Genomic DNA, 17,780 nt, shown 5'->3' on the forward strand with positions numbered 1-17,780 from the left:
TCCATGTGTTTTTATTGAGTGATCATTGGCAAGTTTAAGCCTTGCTCTTTCGCACAGTTAATCGCAATTTCATAACCTGCATCGGCATGACGCATAACACCTGTTGCAGGGTCATTGGTCAGTACGCGAGCAATACGTGCAGCAGCGTCATCTGTACCATCGCACACAATCACAACGCCTGAGTGTTGAGAGAAGCCCATACCTACACCACCACCATGGTGTAGAGACACCCAAGTTGCCCCGCCTGCTGTATTTAACAATGCATTTAATAAAGGCCAGTCTGATACTGCATCTGAGCCGTCTTGCATTGCTTCAGTTTCACGGTTTGGACTCGCAACTGAGCCTGAGTCTAAGTGGTCACGCCCAATCACAACTGGTGCTGATAATTCACCACTACGAACCATTTCGTTAAAAGCTAAACCAAGTTTTGCACGTAAGCCTAGACCAACCCAGCAAATACGCGCTGGTAAGCCTTGGAAGCTAATGCGTTCACGAGCCATGTCTAACCAGTGATGTAAATGTTCATCATCCGGAATTAATTCTTTAACTTTGGCATCTGTTTTATAAATGTCTTCTGGGTCACCAGAAAGCGCTGCCCAACGGAATGGACCAATACCACGGCAGAACAATGGACGGATATATGCAGGAACGAAGCCAGGGAAATCAAAAGCGTTTTCTACACCTTCTTCTTTCGCCATTTGACGGATGTTATTTCCATAGTCAAATGTTGGAACACCCATTTTTTGGAAATCGAGCATCGCTTGTACATGCTTCGCCATCGACTGTTTTGCAGCTTTTACAACAGCTTCTGGTTCTGTTTTTGCACGTTCACGGTATTCATCCCAAGTCCAGCCTACTGGTAAGTAACCATTCAGTGGATCGTGTGCACTTGTTTGGTCTGTCACCATGTCTGGACGTACACCACGGCGCACAAGCTCAGGTAAAATTTCAGCAGCGTTACCATGAAGTGCAATTGAAATGACCTTGCCTTCTTTCGTGTAACGGTCGATACGTGCTAAAGCATCATCTAAATCAGTTGCTTGTTCATCTACATAACGCGTACGTAAACGGAAATCGATACTTGCTTGCTGACATTCGATGTTTAAAGAACAAGCCCCTGCAAGTGTTGCAGCTAAAGGCTGAGCACCACCCATACCGCCTAAACCGGCAGTTAGTACCCAACGACCATTTAAATCACCGTTGTAATGCTGACGACCTGCTTCAACGAAAGTTTCGTAAGTACCTTGTACAATGCCTTGGCTACCAATGTAGATCCAAGAACCTGCTGTCATTTGACCGTACATCGCGAGTGCTTTTGCATCTAGCTCGTTAAAGTGTTCCCAGTTTGCCCAGTGCGGTACAAGGTTTGAGTTTGCAATTAAAACGCGTGGTGCATCTTTATGAGTTTTAAATACACCTACTGGTTTGCCTGATTGAACTAATAGAGTTTCATCAGTTTCAAGATTTTTTAAAGTATCTACAATTTTGTCGAAACATTCCCAGTTTCGTGCTGCACGGCCAATACCACCGTATACAACCAACTCTTTCGGGTTTTCTGCAACGTCCGGATCAAGGTTATTCATCAACATACGTAATGGCGCTTCAGTTAACCAACTTTTAGCCGTCAATTCAGTGCCGCGTGGCGCACGAATTTCTACATCACGAAATTTTGTTGTCGTTGTTGTTGTCACAGGCGGACTCCTTCCTTTGAGCTTACATCAGCAGAACATCACTTGTTTCTGCATTTGTATAGTAATGTATTAACTTGTATATACATCCATATACTACACAAATATTTTACGGCGTGAAGAGGCTTGCTCATATTTTTTTAAAAAAACTTAATAAGCACATGAATTAAAATAATTTATTTTTATAAACCGCATAAAAAAAGCACATATCCTTTCACTAGATATGTGCTTTTAAAAAATAACTTATTTAGTTTTAACGTTGAATTAACTCAATAACATAACAATTTTTTGCCCAATTTTGAGGAAAATAAACTGAATTAATCGCAGTGGTTTTCTCAATTTTTAAAGTCTCATGAGCAGCAAGCAAAAAGGTTTTATCCTCAATCGCTACTTCAGTGTCAGAACCACTATTAAAAATGAAAATCAGGTCTGCCGAGCTTAAAAAAGTCTGTGCTTCTGTACCGTCTACTCTCTGAAAGCGAGCATGAAATTTTGCAGGATCATAAATTAAATTTAAGTCTCGAATTGCACCGCCAACCAGTTCACTTTGGACCTGACTCTCACCATGAAAAGCAAAAATATCACCTAGCTTTAACGACCTAGCAGGCAGATCATCGACATGTAATTCAATACCTTTCCCATCAAGTACAGTAATAATTCGCTGCTTATTTGGGAACAAGGAAAATGGTCCAGAAGTTGTCACATCTGCCATCGAAATGCGCCAATCAAACTCGATTTCACCTAGGCTTCGCGCAATTTCCAAAGTATAGCCTGCACCATTTTTCCAAAGCATTTTTGTATATTGGTCTGCCTTGAGTACTTCAATCATTGCGTAAATTTGCCTTCGAGATAATAACGACTGCCGGGATAAGTCAGACGGGCACTAGAAATGAGTTGCTTATTGGACCATGTACGACGGCGAATGAGTAAACATGGTTCAGTTTTAGTGATTTTTAACCACTTACACTCTTGCGGAGATGCTAAAACGGCTTCAACAATGTGCTCGCCTTCTGTCACAGGTGCTTTTGCCATTAAGTATGCATTGGGGGTAATCGTTTTAAAATCTTGTTCTAAATAATCTGGAATGAGTGCTGCATCAACCAAACGATCTTCGACCTGAACTGGCACATCATTTTCATAATGCACAATAATTGAATGAAACAGCTTTTGCCCTTCACGAGTCTGCATTAATACACTTTGCTCTGCATTTGCATAAATTTGTTCTAAAATTAAAACTTCAGCATGGTGCTTATGGTTACGGGCGATAATCTCTTCGGCAATATTATTAATTTGAAAAAGCGCAGTTCGGCCTTGCCCTTCAGCAACAAAAGAACCCACCCCCTGTATACGTACCAATAAACCCTCAGTCGTTAACTCTCGTAGCGCACGGTTTACCGTCATGCGGCTGCAACCGAGTTGATTGACCAACTCACTTTCCGAAGGAATTTTTTTATTTACAGCCCACGAGCCTTCATAAATCTTTTGTGAAATCAGCTGTTTTACGCGTTGATATAAAGGAACTGGACTATCAGCTTCAATCGAAAGCTCAGCATGTTCTTGTTTTGATGTTCTGGGCATAACAAATACTCAAAAAGGCAGCAGGCAAAATCATATTTTAGTTGACATGCTATGTATATACAACCACATACAATATGTTAATTTATGAATTAAATAGATTTTAAAAAGTTTAAAAAATAAACATAGCTCAACAAGAGCTAATTTAAAGTTTTATGTAGATAAATTCAAATATATAAAGGTTTTATCAATATTTATTTAATAATTATTTCTGCTATGCCTTTGCTCCATCCAAGGGCTTCAAAGTGTGGCCTTTTCGGAGTTACGAAATGATGCTTAAAAATTTTATTTAAAATAACTGATCGATAGTATTCTTCTGCCACACAGTATATTAATAAACTGGAAGCACATCGAATGCGTAATTATAAAATAGATATTCTTCGAGGAATCTCTATCCTTTTGGTTCTTTTACACCATTTTAATATTCCCTATAAACTTAAAGATACATGGTTAGGTTTTAATTTTTTAGGTGAAGCATTTAGTACCTTAATCGCAAGAAACGGAAATTATGGCGTGACCATGTTTTTTGTGATTTCGGGTTTTTTAATTACCCATCACACTTTAAAAAGAGACAAACAATTCTCAGCAATTAACCTCAAACATTTTTATATCCGACGAGCAGCTCGCATTTTACCGTGTCTGGTTTTACTCATTTTAGGTGTAAGCATACTTGGTTCATTTGACTTAAAACCCTTTGTAAACCAAGCTCCCAATGGCATTGAGGTCTCATATCCCTTAACCATATTTGCAGCTTTAACCTTCTGGATGAATATCCTGATTATCAAATTTGGTTGGGTAAACTACGCTTTGGGCGTGTTGTGGTCACTCTCTGTAGAAGAAGTTTTCTACTTTGTGTTTCCATTATTGTGCCTACTCACGCGTAGTAATAAGGTATTTATTGCCGTACTGATTGGAGTAATTTTATACGGACCTTATTTTAGATCTCTACATTTTGGAGAAGAAAGCGGTGCCTATTTATATCATTATTTTTCAAGTTTTGATGGTATAGCCATTGGCTGTTTAACTGCCATTTTCTCTCATAAATATCAGCCAGATTGGGCCTATAAAAAACCTCTTTCTTGGTTGATTATTTTGAGTATGACAACCCTTTATTTATATGCTCCCATTAAAGAAGTTAGTACTTGGGGTATTAGCTTATTTGCTTTTGCCACAGGCATACTCATTTTGTGTTTTCAGCATCCTTCGGGAACGCAAGCACATAGTCTGTTTACAAAAGTTATGGTCTGGTTGGGACAACGAAGTTATGAAACTTATTTGTTTCATCTGGTTGTGCTGGGTCTTATGAAAGTTGTTTTTATTCCAGCTCAAACTGACTCTAGCATCAAAATTATGCTTTTAATTGCCTATCTCATTGTGACTTTCATCATTAGCGCAGTAATTGAAAAATATTATTCGACACCGCTTAACAGCTACATTCGAAAGATTTTCATTAAAGACAAATCATAAAAATAAGCCCCTTTAAAATAGGGGCTTTTTTAATTAAGCGATCAACATAGTTTCATCATCTTGCTTAAAAGGATTCGACCAGTTCTGCCAAGCTTGTGGCCCTAAAGCCATTTCTTCATCACTTAACAAGCAACGGTCTAAGCGTTCTATTAAAGCTTGCTCATCCATTTGCATACCAATTAAAACCAGCTCCTGACGCGCGTCACCTGTTTGAGCATCCCAAACCTTTTTAATTTGTTCGATGCTGTCTAAGTCACTCGGCCAGTCTTCTTCTGCAACAGCGGCCCACCAATAACCTGCTAAGCCGTGTCGAGCCATTGCGCCCGCTTGCGACCATGAATAAGCCAATGTCGGTTCGGCAGCCAACCAGAAAAAGCCTTTGGAACGGACGACTCCCGGCCATTCAGCCTGTACTAAATCATAAAAACGCTCTGGATGAAAAGGTCGACGCGCACGGTAAACAAAGCTACTGATTCCATACTCTTTGGTCTCTGGCGTATGCTCACCACGTAATTCTTTTAACCAGCCCGGCGCTTGTGCAGCTTCATCAAAATCGAATAACTGTGTATTTAAAATTTTATCTAAACCAATATTTCCAAATTGAGCAATTTCAATTCGGGCACGTGGGTTTAATGTCTTTAGAATTGCGGTGAGCTGCTCTTGCTGAGCCTGATCAATCAGGTCAATTTTATTCAGCATAATCACATCACAAAACTCGATCTGATCAATAAGAAGGTCAACCACAGTTCGCTCATCTTGTTCGCCTAGCGACTCTCCACGTTGTTGCAGGGAGTCGATTGAACCGTAATCTTTAAAAAAGTTAAAAGCATCGACTACCGTGACCATGGTGTCGAGTCGAGCGAACTCATTGAGTGAGTTTCCATCTTCATCTTCAAATGTAAAGGTTTCTGCAACAGGCAGTGGTTCAGAAATGCCTGTCGACTCAATCACCAATTGGTCAAAGCGTCCTTCATCGGCTAAACGTCTCACCTCAACCAATAAATCTTCTCGTAGCGTACAGCAGATACAGCCATTACTCATTTCAACCAGCTTTTCATCTGTTCTTGAAAGCTCCGCCCCACCTTCACGTACTAATGCCGCATCAATATTCACCTCAGACATATCATTCACAATCACGGCAATACGGCGACCTTCGCGATTATTTAAAATATGGTTAAGTAACGTGGTCTTTCCTGCCCCCAAAAAACCAGATAAAACAGTGACAGGAAGTTTGGCAAATGAGTTGGCGATTGCAGTTCGCATGGCTTGTTCTCTTTGAATAATATTTAAAACTAATCATGACTAACCATTAAATATGGTCAGATGGCAGGTGTTTCTACTCTAAACCACATTAATGTTATGTTATAACATAACCATTAAGCAAGTTTTTTATCTCTCCTTCCCTTACACCAGTAAATTAGTCTTTGAAAAAATTACTTTTAAAAGCCCTGACACATTGACGTTTTATAGTGGTGATCAGGCCCCCACGCTCTAAAACCTTGGCTATCAATATGAATTTGTCCCGAGGCATACACCCCCAATCCCATCTTGAGTGCTTGTCCTTTGGTTGCCCAGAACTGACAAATTTTGGTTTTGCTTTGTTGAATATTGAACTGGTCTAAGTCACTCGGCTGTTCTGGCCCAATTCGAAAATCCAGCGCTGCATTAAAGACATGTCGAGAAGCATCCGCACCACCAGCACAGCGGTTTAGAGATAAAGCTCGATAGGCCGATGTCACTTCAAAATCGTTTATTACCCCATCGTCAACCAATGCTTTTAAGATGTTAAGTGTCGGAACGATATTGGACCAAATCTCGCGTGGAGGCACCGCATAGGGTTCAACTCCACATTTTTGCCAATCTCGGGCTGAACGTAATAATTCATGGTCTGGAATTAAAGTAGCAAGGCCATTTTTTTGCAGGAATTGCTTGTATGCCTGTACAGATTGTCGATGCCCCCCTGTTGCTAACCATGCAATATAATCCTCAGGTTGTGGCTTTATTTTGCCGACTATCTTTGAAGGTTGAGGCAACTTGGACTGCGGTTGCAAAGGAATCGTTGGCTTGGGTGTTTGGGTACTACACGCTGTGAGAGATAATAAAAGTAAACCTAAATAACGCTTCATAAATATGCTCTATCTTCACCAATAATGGGAAAGATGCTCATCATTAAATTCAAGAAATGTTATATTATAACAATAATAAAATCTTTTACTTTCTGTTGCTAAATTTTAAAAATAAAAAAGGACGTATGAGATACGTCCTTTTATGGTTGAATCAATCTTACAAATCAGCTTCAAGTGCAGGCACAGGTTGCTCTGCTTTCAACTTACGACGTTTAAATTGATAAGCCACCATTAAACATAGAATCCATCCGGGAATCATCATGACTGCAATACGCATGTCTGGTGTTAAAGACATTACAACTAAAATGCCCAACATAAACACGATGCAAAGATAGTTGCTAAATGGATACATAAAGCTTGGGAACTTTGTAGTTTGACCTTGGCTTTGCGTGTATTTACGGAATTTTAAATGTGTCCATGAAATCACAACCCAGTTAATCACAATGGCTGCTACAACCAACATCATGAGCAAACCAAATGCTTTTTCAGGGAAAATGTAATTTAACAGCACACATAAAATAGTCACCGCAGCAGAAAGAATCACTGCATTAGTTGGAATACCACGTTTATTAATATGTGCAAATGCTTTTGGTGCATTTCCTTGTTGTGCAAGACCCAATAGCATACGGCTACTGCAATAACTCGTACCGTTATAAACTGAAACCGCTGCTGTCAAAATCACAAAGTTCAGCAACGTTGCAATGCCTTGGCTATCTAAAGAAGCAAAGACCATCACAAATGGGCTGCCGCCTTCAGCCATCTGGTTCCACGGGAATAGCGAGAATAAAACCAAAAGTGTCGCAATATAGAAAATCAAAATACGGTAGATAATTTGATTCACAGCTTTAGGTAAGGTTTTGTCCGGATCACGTGCTTCAGCCGCAGTAATACCAAAAAGTTCGATACCACCAAAAGCAAAAATAATAACCGCCATTGCCATCACTAAGCCTTCAACACCAAATGGGAAAAAGCCACCGAGTGCCCAAAGGTTGCTAATACTGGCTTGCGGACCGGCTGTACCAGTTGCTAGTAAATATGAACCAAAACCAATCATTGCCAGAATTGCTAAGATTTTGACAATAGAAAACCAGAATTCCATTTCGCCAAAAAACTTAACATGCAGCAAATTAATGCCGTTGATTAAGACAAAGAAGGTTAAAGCAGATGCCCACGTTGGAATTTGTGGCCACCAATATTGGATATAAAGACCAATTGCGCTTAGTTCTGCCATACAGACGAGGACATTCAGTACCCAGTAATTCCATCCAGACATGAACCCAGCAAATGGTCCCCAGTATTTGTAGGCAAAATGACTAAAAGACCCACTTACTGGCTCTTCAACCACCATCTCACCAAGCTGACGCATCATTAAAAAAGCAATAAATCCTGCAATTGCATAGCCAAGGATGACCGATGGACCTGCTAATTTAATCGATTGTGATATACCAAGAAAAAGCCCTGTGCCAATCGCCCCACCCAATGCAATAAGTTGGATGTGCCGATTACTCAAACCGTGTTTCAGGTTTCCTTGCTCTTGTGCTGACATATGATTATTCTCATCCTTGTCACGTAATTTTTTTCCAATAAATTACGTATATCATAAATTAATCAAACTTTCATAGAGATTCATGAAAAAATAATTGCGTGACTTTTCTCATGACCGCGAATGAAAACAGAAAATACAAGAAATGACAATTATTATGAAATGTGTAATTAAATTATGTATTGCGTAATTTGATGAATTCAGTATTATAGAGACATGAAGCAATTGGTTGTACTCGGTCTGTATCAAACTCATAAGACAAAAGATGCTCTCAGCAAAGGTTAAAAACTTATTGAGTAGCTCAGTCCTAGACCGAACTTTTATTTGTATATGACCCGAGATAAAGACAAGGACGCGAAAATGGAACAAAACCTAAATTCTTTTATTGAAGTTTCACCTCAATCAGATTTCACTATTCATAATTTGCCTTATGGTATTTTTAGCAGAACTGCCGAAAGCGAACGCCAAGTCGGTGTAGCTATTGGTGATTGGGTCATTGATCTCGCTGCTCTTGAAAAGCATGGCCTTTTAAAACTTTCAGAACAAGACACCTACTTTAATCAACCGACCCTGAATAAATTTATTGAGTCTGGCAAAGCAAACTGGTCAAAAGTGCGTAAGACACTACAGTCTCTTCTTTCAGTTGAAAATTTAACACTTCAACAAAATGAAGCATTACGCCAGGAAGTTCTGGTTAAGCAAGACAGCGTTACCTTACATTTACCAATTCAAGTACCTGGTTACACCGATTTCTATTCTTCTAAAGAACATGCGACCAATGTGGGTTGTATGTTCCGCGACCCAAAAAATGCTTTACTGCCAAACTGGACCGAATTACCTGTCGGTTATAACGGCCGTGCTAGCTCTGTTGTAGTCAGTGGCACTCACGTCGTACGCCCATCTGGTCAAATTAAACTTCCAAATGAAGAGCGCCCAGTTTTTTCTGCAACGCGTAAACTCGATTTTGAACTTGAAACAGCGTTTATTGTGGGTAAACCAACGCAACTCGGTCAGCCTATCGCTATTGAAGATGCTTGGGATCATATTTTTGGAATGGTATTGCTCAATGACTGGTCAGCACGCGATATCCAGCAATGGGAATATGTTCCACTCGGCCCTTTTAACGCTAAAACTTTTGCCAGTTCGATTTCACCTTGGGTCGTGACGCTTGAAGCACTTGAACCATTTAAGGTTGACGGCCCGAAACAAGACCCGAAGCCAATGGGCTATTTACAAGAAAATGTCGCTAATAGTTACGACATTAATTTGAGTGTTGAAATTCAAACGCCGAAATCGACACAAACTGACGTGATCTGTAAAACCAATTTCAAATATATGTATTGGTCTATGTCTCAGCAGCTCACCCACCATACCATTGCTGGTTGTAATGTTCAGGTTGGTGACTTAATGGGTTCAGGAACGATTTCAGGTTCTACACCAGATTCATATGGCAGTTTGCTTGAGCTTACATGGAATACAACCAAACCTCTGACACTTGCCAACGGTGAAACTCGTGGTTTCTTACAAGATGGCGATACGCTCATCATGAAAGGCCACTGTGAGAAAAATGGTATTCGTGTCGGCTTTGGTGAAGTGAAAAATACAGTTCTTCCTGCATTAACGTTCGATTTTGCAGAAACTTCGGAGCCTGACTATGAAGCTGTATAGTTACTTTCGTAGCTCTGCAGCCTATAGAGTACGGATTGGTCTAAACATTAAAGGTTTAGCTTATGAGACTGTTCCAGTTCATCTGGTAAAAAATGAACAGCAAAGCGAAGACTATTTAAAGTTAAACCCTAGTGCTCTGGTCCCGACTTTAATTGACGGCGATTTAACCTTGTCTCAATCGTTAAGTATTTTGGAATATCTGGATGAACAATATCCAGAAACCAAATTACTCCCAAGAGATGTGCAAGAACGTGCCAAAGTCCGTGCTTTTGCACAAGCTATTGCCTGTGATATGCACCCATTAAATAACCTGCGCATTCTGAAATATTTAAAAAATGAGTTAAATGTTTCAGATGAGCAAAAAAATTATTGGTATCAGCACTGGATTCTTGAAGGTTTTCAAAATCTGGAACAGCAATTACAAAATTCGAATGGCCAATTTTGCTTTGGACACGAGGCAACAATTGCCGATTGCTGTCTGATTCCACAGGTTTACAACGCGAAACGCTTCAAGATTGATTTATCTGCGTTTCCAAAAATTGAATCGATTTATCACCATTGTTTGTCTATCCCAGCCTTCTATAACGCGGCGCCAGAACAACAACCAGATTGGGAATAGTAAAAAGGAGTTTTAACATGACATTTGCCATTAAAAAAATACATCACGTTGCATATCGTTGTAAGGATGCGAAAGAGACTGTTGAGTGGTATAAAAAAATGCTCAACATGGACTTCATTTTAGCTTTTGCTGAAGACCATGTCCCATCAACTAAAGCTTTTGACCCATATATGCATTTATTCTTAGATGCAGGTCAAGGCAACGTTTTGGCATTTTTTGAATTGCCGACTCAACCAGAAATGGGCCGAGACGAAAATACGCCTCAATGGGTACAGCATATTGCTTTTGAAGTCGAAGATGTAAATGCCCTGATGGCTGCGAAGCAACATTTAGAAGAAAATGGTGTGAAAGTTTTGGGCGTAACCAATCATGGTATTTTCCACTCAATTTACTTCTTTGACCCAAATGGCCACCGTTTAGAACTTACCTATAACGATGTGCGCGCTGAAGAAAAAATTGCAAAAATTACTGAAGAAATGAAAGCAGAAATGCTTGAGGAATGGAGCAAAACTAAACGCGCTCCTCACCACACACATTTCTTGCATGAAGAAGAGTTAGGAACCTAATTTTTAAAGATCGATCTAAAAAGTCGGCATTGATTAGAATTGTTAAAAACAGCTCTATATCAATGCCGATTTATATTATTTAAAACTGCTAAATTTCTAGAAAATCGCGCTATAAATGAGAGCATGGTGATTTTAGAAAATTGTTGATTATTAAACATGCCAATTTCGCTAATAGAAAAAGGTGATTTCTATTTCTCACTAGGCTCAGGCATGATGTAAAACGCAGCAATTTCAATTTATGTTTTGAACATCGCTGTTTAACAGCTGAAGTAACTTTATTAAGGGTATTTAAATGATTGAAGAAAAAGTATCTGGGGGGGTTCAATCACTTGAAGTCGGTTTATCTGTACTAAATGCCCTTTTAGAGCACAATCAACCTATTATTCTCAAAGACCTATCCAGTAAGCTAGAAATGCATCCTGCGAAGGTACATCGCTATCTCGTTAGTCTTATTCGCATGGAATATGCAAAACAACTTGATGATGGGCAATATGCTTTAGGTGATCAGGCATGGCGCTTAGGTCTAAACTGTGTTCAGCATAGCGACACACTACAGCTGGTACAGCATTTAATTTACGACCTACAAAACAAAATTGGTTGCGGCATACAAATCAGTAAATGGTCGCCTAAAGGCCCTGTAGTTGTTCAATCGATTGAATCAAACCACCCTATTTCGATTGTCACTAAAGTCGGCTCAATTATGCCTTTAGTTAATTCTGCTGCTGGACGTTTATTTGCTTCTTATCTTCCAGAGCATTTTGTTCGTCCATTAATGGAAGCAGAGTGGCAAAAGCATCAAGAACTTGGTCTAAACATCGCCCCACAAAACTGGCAAGCGTTTACAGAGCTTAAAGAAACGATTCGCCAGCAAGAAATGTCGGCAGCGAAAGGTGATTTACTAACAGGAATTAATGCTGTTGGTTTACCTGTGTTTAATTCAAATCAGAGCATCGAGTTTTGTATTGTCGCACTGGATAGCGAAATGTTTTTACCAGTCGACCCTCACAGTAAAACGATTGAAATCTTAAAAAGTGAAGTGAAGCTCATTAATCAATATATTAAAAGTCGCTAATTAATCGCCATAAAAAAACCAAGAGATCAAACTCTTGGTTTTTTTAGATCAGAAACAAAGCTCAGCTTATTTAGTTTCCAGAACACCACGGCGAATCTGGTCACGTTCAATTGACTCAAATAATGCCTTGAAGTTACCTTCACCAAAGCCATCATCATCTTTACGTTGAATAAATTCGAAGAAGACTGGACCAATCATATTTTCAGAGAAAATTTGCAATAACAGTTTCTTCTGACCATCTTTAGTATTGCCGTCTAGCAAAATACCACGCTGTTTTAACTCGTCAGTCGGCTCACCATGCTCAGGTAAACGTTCTGGTAGCATTTCATAATATGTATTTGGTGGCGGTGTCATAAATTTCAGACCAAGGCCTTTTAACTTATCCCAAGTCGAAATTAAGTCATCACAAATAAACGCGATATGTTGAATACCTTCGCCATTAAAGTCAGACAGGAACTCTGCAATTTGGCCGTTTCCTTTGTCCGAATCTTCGTTTAATGGAATACGGATCATGCCGTCTGGCGCTGTTAATGCTTTAGACGTTAAGCCTGTATATTCGCCTTTAATATCAAAGTAACGAATTTCTTGGAAGTTAAAGATTTTTTCATAGAAGTTTGCCCAATACTCCATACGGCCTTTGTAGACGTTATGAGTTAAATGGTCAATTTCATTTAAGCCTGCACCCACTGGATGTCTTTGAGCATCATCAAAGAAAACAAAGTCATTTTCATAAATATCGCGGTCAACTAAAAAGATTGGCATGCCACCAATACCTTTAATTGCCGGAATGTTGAGCTCCATTGGCCCAACTTTTGAATACATCGGTTCAGCACCAAGCTCTACTGCTTTCTGGAAAGCTTTTGCTGCATCACGTGTTTTAAAGCCCATCGCACAAGCCGATGGACCATGTTCATTAAAGAAGAATGAAGCATAAGATTCTGGCTGATAATTCAGGATAATATTGATATTTCCTTGACGCCATAAGTACGCTTCTTTCGATTTATGCTTGGCTACTTTTGAAAAGCCGATTGTTTCAAAAACTGGATCTAATTCATTTTCTTTTGAAACAAACTCAATAAATGCAAAACCGCATAATTCTAATGGGTTCTCTAAAATATCCATCTAGTTTCCCTCTGGTGATTACCTGTTCCGTTTATCTCTATTGCTGATCAATTCAGCTCCTTTCTCTATAGAATACGTATTTATTGGCAAGGTCTTTGAACCGTCAAAATGCCTTAACTCAACGCATCCTATGAGAAAAAAACGAATCACTAAAACGAAGATATGATGAGCGTGAAGCTTTTGATGATTAATTCCCGTTCCATTTGGTGTTTGTTTTCCATACACACTGTCCTTTCTTATCTAAAAGTACGATTGAGATTTTTCACTAAACCCTTAAAAATCGTCTTTTCCTAAAATCATTTATAGATTTATGGAGACCAACATCCTTGTTGGATCTCCAATGGCCATTTACCTTAAAACAGATGCTACTAAAAACAATTAAATTATGCAATACATAACTTAATTATGAATTGCATAATTTTAGTAATCTTTTAATTTGTCTGTTTTTAAAATGAATTGTCATATTGCATATTCTGTTTATGATTCTTAATCTTCAAAAATCTCACCTGCTTTGAGTTTGGAAAACTATGCTTTTAGTCAGCGCATGTTTAATTGGCGAACCTGTTCGTTATGACGGTAAATCTTGCCTAAATATTTTACTTAAGCAGCTGTTAATCAATAAAAAAGCTCATGCTCTTTGTCCAGAATTATTAGGTGGTTTTACCACTCCGCGCTTACCAGCAGAAATTGTGGGAGGTACAGGACAAGATGTGCTTGATGGCAAAGCAAAGATTACCGATTCATCTGGTTTAGATGTAACAACGTTATATTTAAAAGGTGCTTACCGCACTCTAGAAATTGCACAGCACATAAAAGCAAGCTGTGTGGTTTTAAAAGAAAATAGCCCTTCTTGTGGTAGTCAAAAAATTTATAACGGCACTTTTCAAGGAGAAAAAATTGTTGGAACTGGGATTACCACAGCGCTTTTACAACGCCATGGTTTTGAGGTGATTTCTGAAAACGAGATTGAAGATTGGTTAGCAGAACATCCGCTTTAATGGTTGTCTGCTCACTCAAAACCCTCTTAATTGCTTTCTAAAATGAAAACAGAGGGCACTCAATACACAAGCTATTAAATAACTTATAGCTGCCATCCACCAGAAACCATAAATTCCCATCGCTGAAATCGAGATATCCTGCCAATGCAGCCCTTTATAGGCCACCCACCAACCACCGCCCAATCCGCAAGCCAGCACCACGACCAAGAAAATTAGCATCGGTAAAATCGACACATCCCAACAGCGTAACAAAGAGGTCAATAACGCCATTAAGCCATCTAGAAAATGAAACATACAGACAATCAACAACAAGGATGCAGCCAAAATCTGCACGGCCAAATCATCTGAATAGAACGTAACAATTAAGTCCCGCTCCAACCATAAACACAGAGACAGACTGCCACTCACTGCCATAATCACCCATATACTTTGTGTGGCAATTTTATCTGCTTCTTCCATGTTCCCGCTGCCCATAGATCGCGATACCAAAATGCTATAAGCCGAGGCAATGGAGGAAGGGATAATAAACATGAACCCTCCAGTGCTCGCGACAATTTGATGGGCTGCTGACACCACGCTTCCAAAAGGCAAAATCAGAATAGCAACCGAACAAAATGCAACGACATCCATCAACGCTAAGATCGCGGTCGGTATCCCTATTTTTAAAATCATCCGCAGACTCTGTCGGCTATCTTCAACCGAACGTTCGGGATGCTCAATAAAGATGTAGCTTTTCTCTAGAAAAAATAAGTAATAAACAGCCAACATAAACCACCGTACAATGAGAGTGGCTAACAAAGCCCCTATCGCACCAAGTGGCGGAATTGAAAATAAAGCGACACCATAAATTAAAAGATAGGACAAAATAATTTTAAGAATGAAGAAAATGCTATCTGATAGTAAAACCTTATGCGCATTTTCAGTGACCTGAGACAAAGCTGTAAATAAGCGCATCAGTAAATGCGCAGGTAAAATAAATACCAAAGCCCAAATACAGTTTTTAGTAATTGAAACGACATGTTCAGATGCACCAAATAATTTTGGTAGATCACGGAACAAGTAAAGCAAGCCAATACTAATCAATGCCGAACATAACATCAGCCAGATGCCTTGAATAAAAATCTGACGAATACGTGGTATATCATGACAACCATAAGCTTCTGAGAGCTTGAGCATCACACCTTGCAGAATCCCCATACCAATGACATAAATCACTGTATATAAAGATAAGGTCACCGATAATGCGGCCACATGATCGTTACTAAAATGCCCTACATAAGCAATATCAATCAATCCACTTAAAACTAGAATTAAATTGCTTGAGAGCATGGGAATAAATAATTTAAAAATCTGGTTCATCTAGGAAATACCTTATTTTTCTTTGCGATTTATACTCATATTCACGTTATTTTTAGTGCATCAATCCAAAGCAAAAGACATACCAGTTCTACCTTTAGCTCCCGTAAAATATGCTTTAAATGAAAAGGCCAAACTATTCGTTTGGCCTTCTTTTGTAATGTATGCTGTTTATACAGTTATTCTTGTTTGTGTTTACTCGCCCAATAAGTCGCAAGTGCAGGCCCAGAAATATTATGCCAAAGGCTGAAAATCGCACTTGGCACTGCTGTAATCGGGGAAGCCGCAAAATGTACTGCTGCAAGCGCCACACCTAAGCCTGAGTTTTGCATCCCTACCTCAACAGCAATTGCCTTACTGTCCGCATAAGGTAATTTAAAGAATCGTGCTGCTGCAAAACCTAATAAATATCCAAGCCCATTATGTAATATCACCACAGCCAAAATAAGCAAACCCGACTGTAGAATAGCCGCTTTGCTTCCCCCAATAATCGCAGCCACAATGGCCACAATGGCAATCACTGAAACTAAAGGCATGACTTGAATATAGGACTCGACCTGACGTTTTAGCCATGTTCTTAAAATTAGACCAACGACAATAGGAAGTAGTACTACTTGTAAAATTGAAACGAACATAGAGCCCGCATCAATTTTTAACCATTGGCTGGCAAGCAGATAGAAAATCGCAGGAGTTAACACGGGAGCTAAAAGCGTTGAAACTGAAGTGCAGGCCACCGATAAAGCCACATTGCCTTTAGCCATATAGGTAATAACATTCGAAGCCGTTCCACCGGGGCAACATCCCACTAAAATGACTCCAACCGCGATTTCAGAAGGTAGCTGAAATAATTTACATAAGACAAATGCTAAACCCGGCATGACCACAAACTGCGCAACCACCCCAATCAACACCGCTTTAGGACTTTGTAGCACACCTTTAAAGTCGTCTACGGTCATGGTCATTCCCATGCCAAGCATAATAATGCCCAGAATCCATGGAATATAAGCTTTTAGCCAGACAAAAAATTCAGGCTGCCATAGCGCCAATGCTGCAAAAACAATCACCCATAGGGCAAAAGTTTTTTGAATAAATTGGGTAAAGCGCAGTAATGCTGACATACTTTCGTTCCCTAAAAATTAAAATACTAGAGCAATAGACTTAGCGCTCACTCAACAGATCCGTAGACTGAATACGGACAACACCTTGTTGCTGCATGGTTTGCCATGCCTGTTCTAACGAACCATTTAAATCGATACCTTTACAAGCATCTTCAACCACTAAAGTTTTAAAACCTTGTTTGATTGCATCTAAAGCAGTCCATGCCACACAAAAGTCGGTCGCAATTCCAACCACATACACCGTATCAATGCCACGCTCTTTTAAGTAACCCGTTAAACCAGTCATTGTGGACTGATCTGCTTCCATAAAAGCCGAATAGCTATCAATATGAGCATGAAAGCCTTTTCGAATAATGAGTTGAGCTTTCGGAATATTTAAATCAGGATGAAAATCGGCATCTTTGGTGCCTTGTACGCAATGCTTAGGCCAAAGCACCTGCGGTCCATAGGCAAGTTCAATGGTTTCAAATGGCTGCTTGCCCGAATGATTTTGTGCAAAAGATATATGATTATCTGGGTGCCAGTCTTGTGTCAGAACAACATTTTCAAAACAATCAGCAAGTTGGTTAATCGTTGGAATAATTGTATCGGCATCAGCAACTGCTAAATTTCCACCCGGTGTAAACCCATTTTGTACATCAACTACGATTAAAGCCGCATTTTGTGGTGGTTTATTCATTTTCATGTCATCTTCAATCCCAACAGGGAAAATAGCATTCTATCTTGCCATAAAAAAAGCCGATATTAAGTAAAGCTCAGTTGAATCAAGCTGTATTGTTATATTTACGAACCCTTCTCACCCCTGCAATACGAATACATCCTATCTTTTCCTCAAGTTTACATAGCGATTATCCGTTAGGCG

Annotated in this window: 16 protein-coding genes; 6 read left to right on the top strand and 10 right to left on the bottom strand. The window is 39.5% G+C overall.

Annotation, left to right across the window (positions count from 1 at the left end):
- Positions 1-11: 11 nt before the first annotated feature.
- The 3 genes from hutU to hutC form a co-directional block, all read right to left on the bottom strand.
- A complete protein-coding gene (hutU, locus tag ACLBWE_RS04305) occupies positions 12-1,691 on the bottom strand; it encodes a urocanate hydratase (protein WP_004640122.1) in 1,680 nt (559 codons plus the stop codon).
- Between the two features lie 250 nt (positions 1,692-1,941).
- Positions 1,942-2,517: a HutD/Ves family protein gene (locus tag ACLBWE_RS04310; RefSeq protein WP_447601371.1), complete on the bottom strand. Its 576-nt coding sequence runs from the start codon at positions 2,515-2,517 to the stop codon at positions 1,942-1,944.
- Positions 2,514-3,266, bottom strand: a complete 753-nt coding sequence (gene hutC, locus ACLBWE_RS04315; protein ID WP_003654221.1) for a histidine utilization repressor — start codon at positions 3,264-3,266, stop codon at positions 2,514-2,516. The genes ACLBWE_RS04310 and hutC overlap by 4 nt, the downstream gene beginning before the upstream one ends.
- A gap of 351 nt (positions 3,267-3,617) precedes the next feature.
- Between hutC and ACLBWE_RS04320 the strand changes: the two genes are divergently transcribed.
- Positions 3,618-4,730, top strand: a complete 1,113-nt coding sequence (locus tag ACLBWE_RS04320; RefSeq protein WP_447601373.1) for an acyltransferase family protein — start codon at positions 3,618-3,620, stop codon at positions 4,728-4,730.
- A 33-nt stretch (positions 4,731-4,763) separates the two neighbouring features.
- Here ACLBWE_RS04320 and zigA read toward each other — a convergent pair whose 3' ends face one another.
- The 3 genes from zigA to ACLBWE_RS04335 all read right to left on the bottom strand — a co-directional run bounded on the left by zigA (position 4,764) and on the right by ACLBWE_RS04335 (position 8,402).
- A complete protein-coding gene (gene zigA / locus ACLBWE_RS04325; protein ID WP_447601375.1) occupies positions 4,764-5,993 on the bottom strand; it encodes a zinc metallochaperone GTPase ZigA in 1,230 nt (409 codons plus the stop codon).
- Positions 5,994-6,169: 176 nt separating this feature from the next.
- Positions 6,170-6,856 carry a D-Ala-D-Ala carboxypeptidase ZrlA gene (gene zrlA, locus ACLBWE_RS04330; protein ID WP_447601377.1) on the bottom strand — a complete coding sequence of 229 codons (687 nt, stop codon included), beginning with the start codon at positions 6,854-6,856 and terminating at the stop codon, positions 6,170-6,172.
- A gap of 157 nt (positions 6,857-7,013) precedes the next feature.
- Entirely contained in the window at positions 7,014-8,402 is a 1,389-nt protein-coding gene (locus tag ACLBWE_RS04335; protein ID WP_004640132.1) for an amino acid permease, read from the bottom strand.
- A 357-nt stretch (positions 8,403-8,759) separates the two neighbouring features.
- Between ACLBWE_RS04335 and fahA the strand changes: the two genes are divergently transcribed.
- The 4 genes from fahA (at position 8,760) to ACLBWE_RS04355 (ending at position 12,324) form a co-directional block, all read left to right on the top strand.
- Positions 8,760-10,067, top strand: coding sequence for a fumarylacetoacetase (fahA, locus tag ACLBWE_RS04340; protein ID WP_447601380.1), 1,308 nt, complete (start codon positions 8,760-8,762; stop codon positions 10,065-10,067).
- Positions 10,054-10,686: a maleylacetoacetate isomerase gene (gene maiA, locus ACLBWE_RS04345; RefSeq protein WP_005044391.1), complete on the top strand. Its 633-nt coding sequence runs from the start codon at positions 10,054-10,056 to the stop codon at positions 10,684-10,686. The genes fahA and maiA overlap by 14 nt, the downstream gene beginning before the upstream one ends.
- Before the next feature lie 17 nt (positions 10,687-10,703).
- Positions 10,704-11,252, top strand: coding sequence for a VOC family protein (locus ACLBWE_RS04350; protein ID WP_016139785.1), 549 nt, complete (start codon positions 10,704-10,706; stop codon positions 11,250-11,252).
- 292 nt (positions 11,253-11,544) lie between these two features.
- Positions 11,545-12,324, top strand: coding sequence for an IclR family transcriptional regulator (locus tag ACLBWE_RS04355; RefSeq protein WP_045433967.1), 780 nt, complete (start codon positions 11,545-11,547; stop codon positions 12,322-12,324).
- A 66-nt stretch (positions 12,325-12,390) separates the two neighbouring features.
- Here the strand turns inward: ACLBWE_RS04355 and hppD are convergent, their stop codons facing one another.
- Entirely contained in the window at positions 12,391-13,446 is a 1,056-nt protein-coding gene (gene hppD, locus ACLBWE_RS04360; RefSeq protein ID WP_005037867.1) for a 4-hydroxyphenylpyruvate dioxygenase, read from the bottom strand.
- Between the two features lie 527 nt (positions 13,447-13,973).
- On the opposite strand from hppD, the gene ACLBWE_RS04365 reads away from it, so the two are divergent.
- Positions 13,974-14,444: a DUF523 domain-containing protein gene (locus ACLBWE_RS04365; protein ID WP_447601383.1), complete on the top strand. Its 471-nt coding sequence runs from the start codon at positions 13,974-13,976 to the stop codon at positions 14,442-14,444.
- A 15-nt stretch (positions 14,445-14,459) separates the two neighbouring features.
- Here ACLBWE_RS04365 and ACLBWE_RS04370 read toward each other — a convergent pair whose 3' ends face one another.
- The 3 genes from ACLBWE_RS04370 to pncA all read right to left on the bottom strand — a co-directional run bounded on the left by ACLBWE_RS04370 (position 14,460) and on the right by pncA (position 17,603).
- Positions 14,460-15,803 (bottom strand): MATE family efflux transporter, encoded by a 1,344-nt coding sequence (locus ACLBWE_RS04370; protein WP_447601385.1) that lies wholly within the window; start codon positions 15,801-15,803, stop codon positions 14,460-14,462.
- Between the two features lie 176 nt (positions 15,804-15,979).
- On the bottom strand, positions 15,980-16,918 hold the full coding sequence (locus tag ACLBWE_RS04375; RefSeq protein ID WP_447601387.1) for a bile acid:sodium symporter family protein: 939 nt from the start codon (positions 16,916-16,918) through the stop codon (positions 15,980-15,982).
- A 40-nt stretch (positions 16,919-16,958) separates the two neighbouring features.
- Positions 16,959-17,603, bottom strand: a complete 645-nt coding sequence (pncA, locus tag ACLBWE_RS04380) for a bifunctional nicotinamidase/pyrazinamidase (protein WP_198078340.1) — start codon at positions 17,601-17,603, stop codon at positions 16,959-16,961.
- Between the last annotated feature and the right edge of the window lie 177 nt (positions 17,604-17,780).

The sequence above is a fragment of the Acinetobacter sp. M5A5_2a genome, assembly GCF_053345265.1.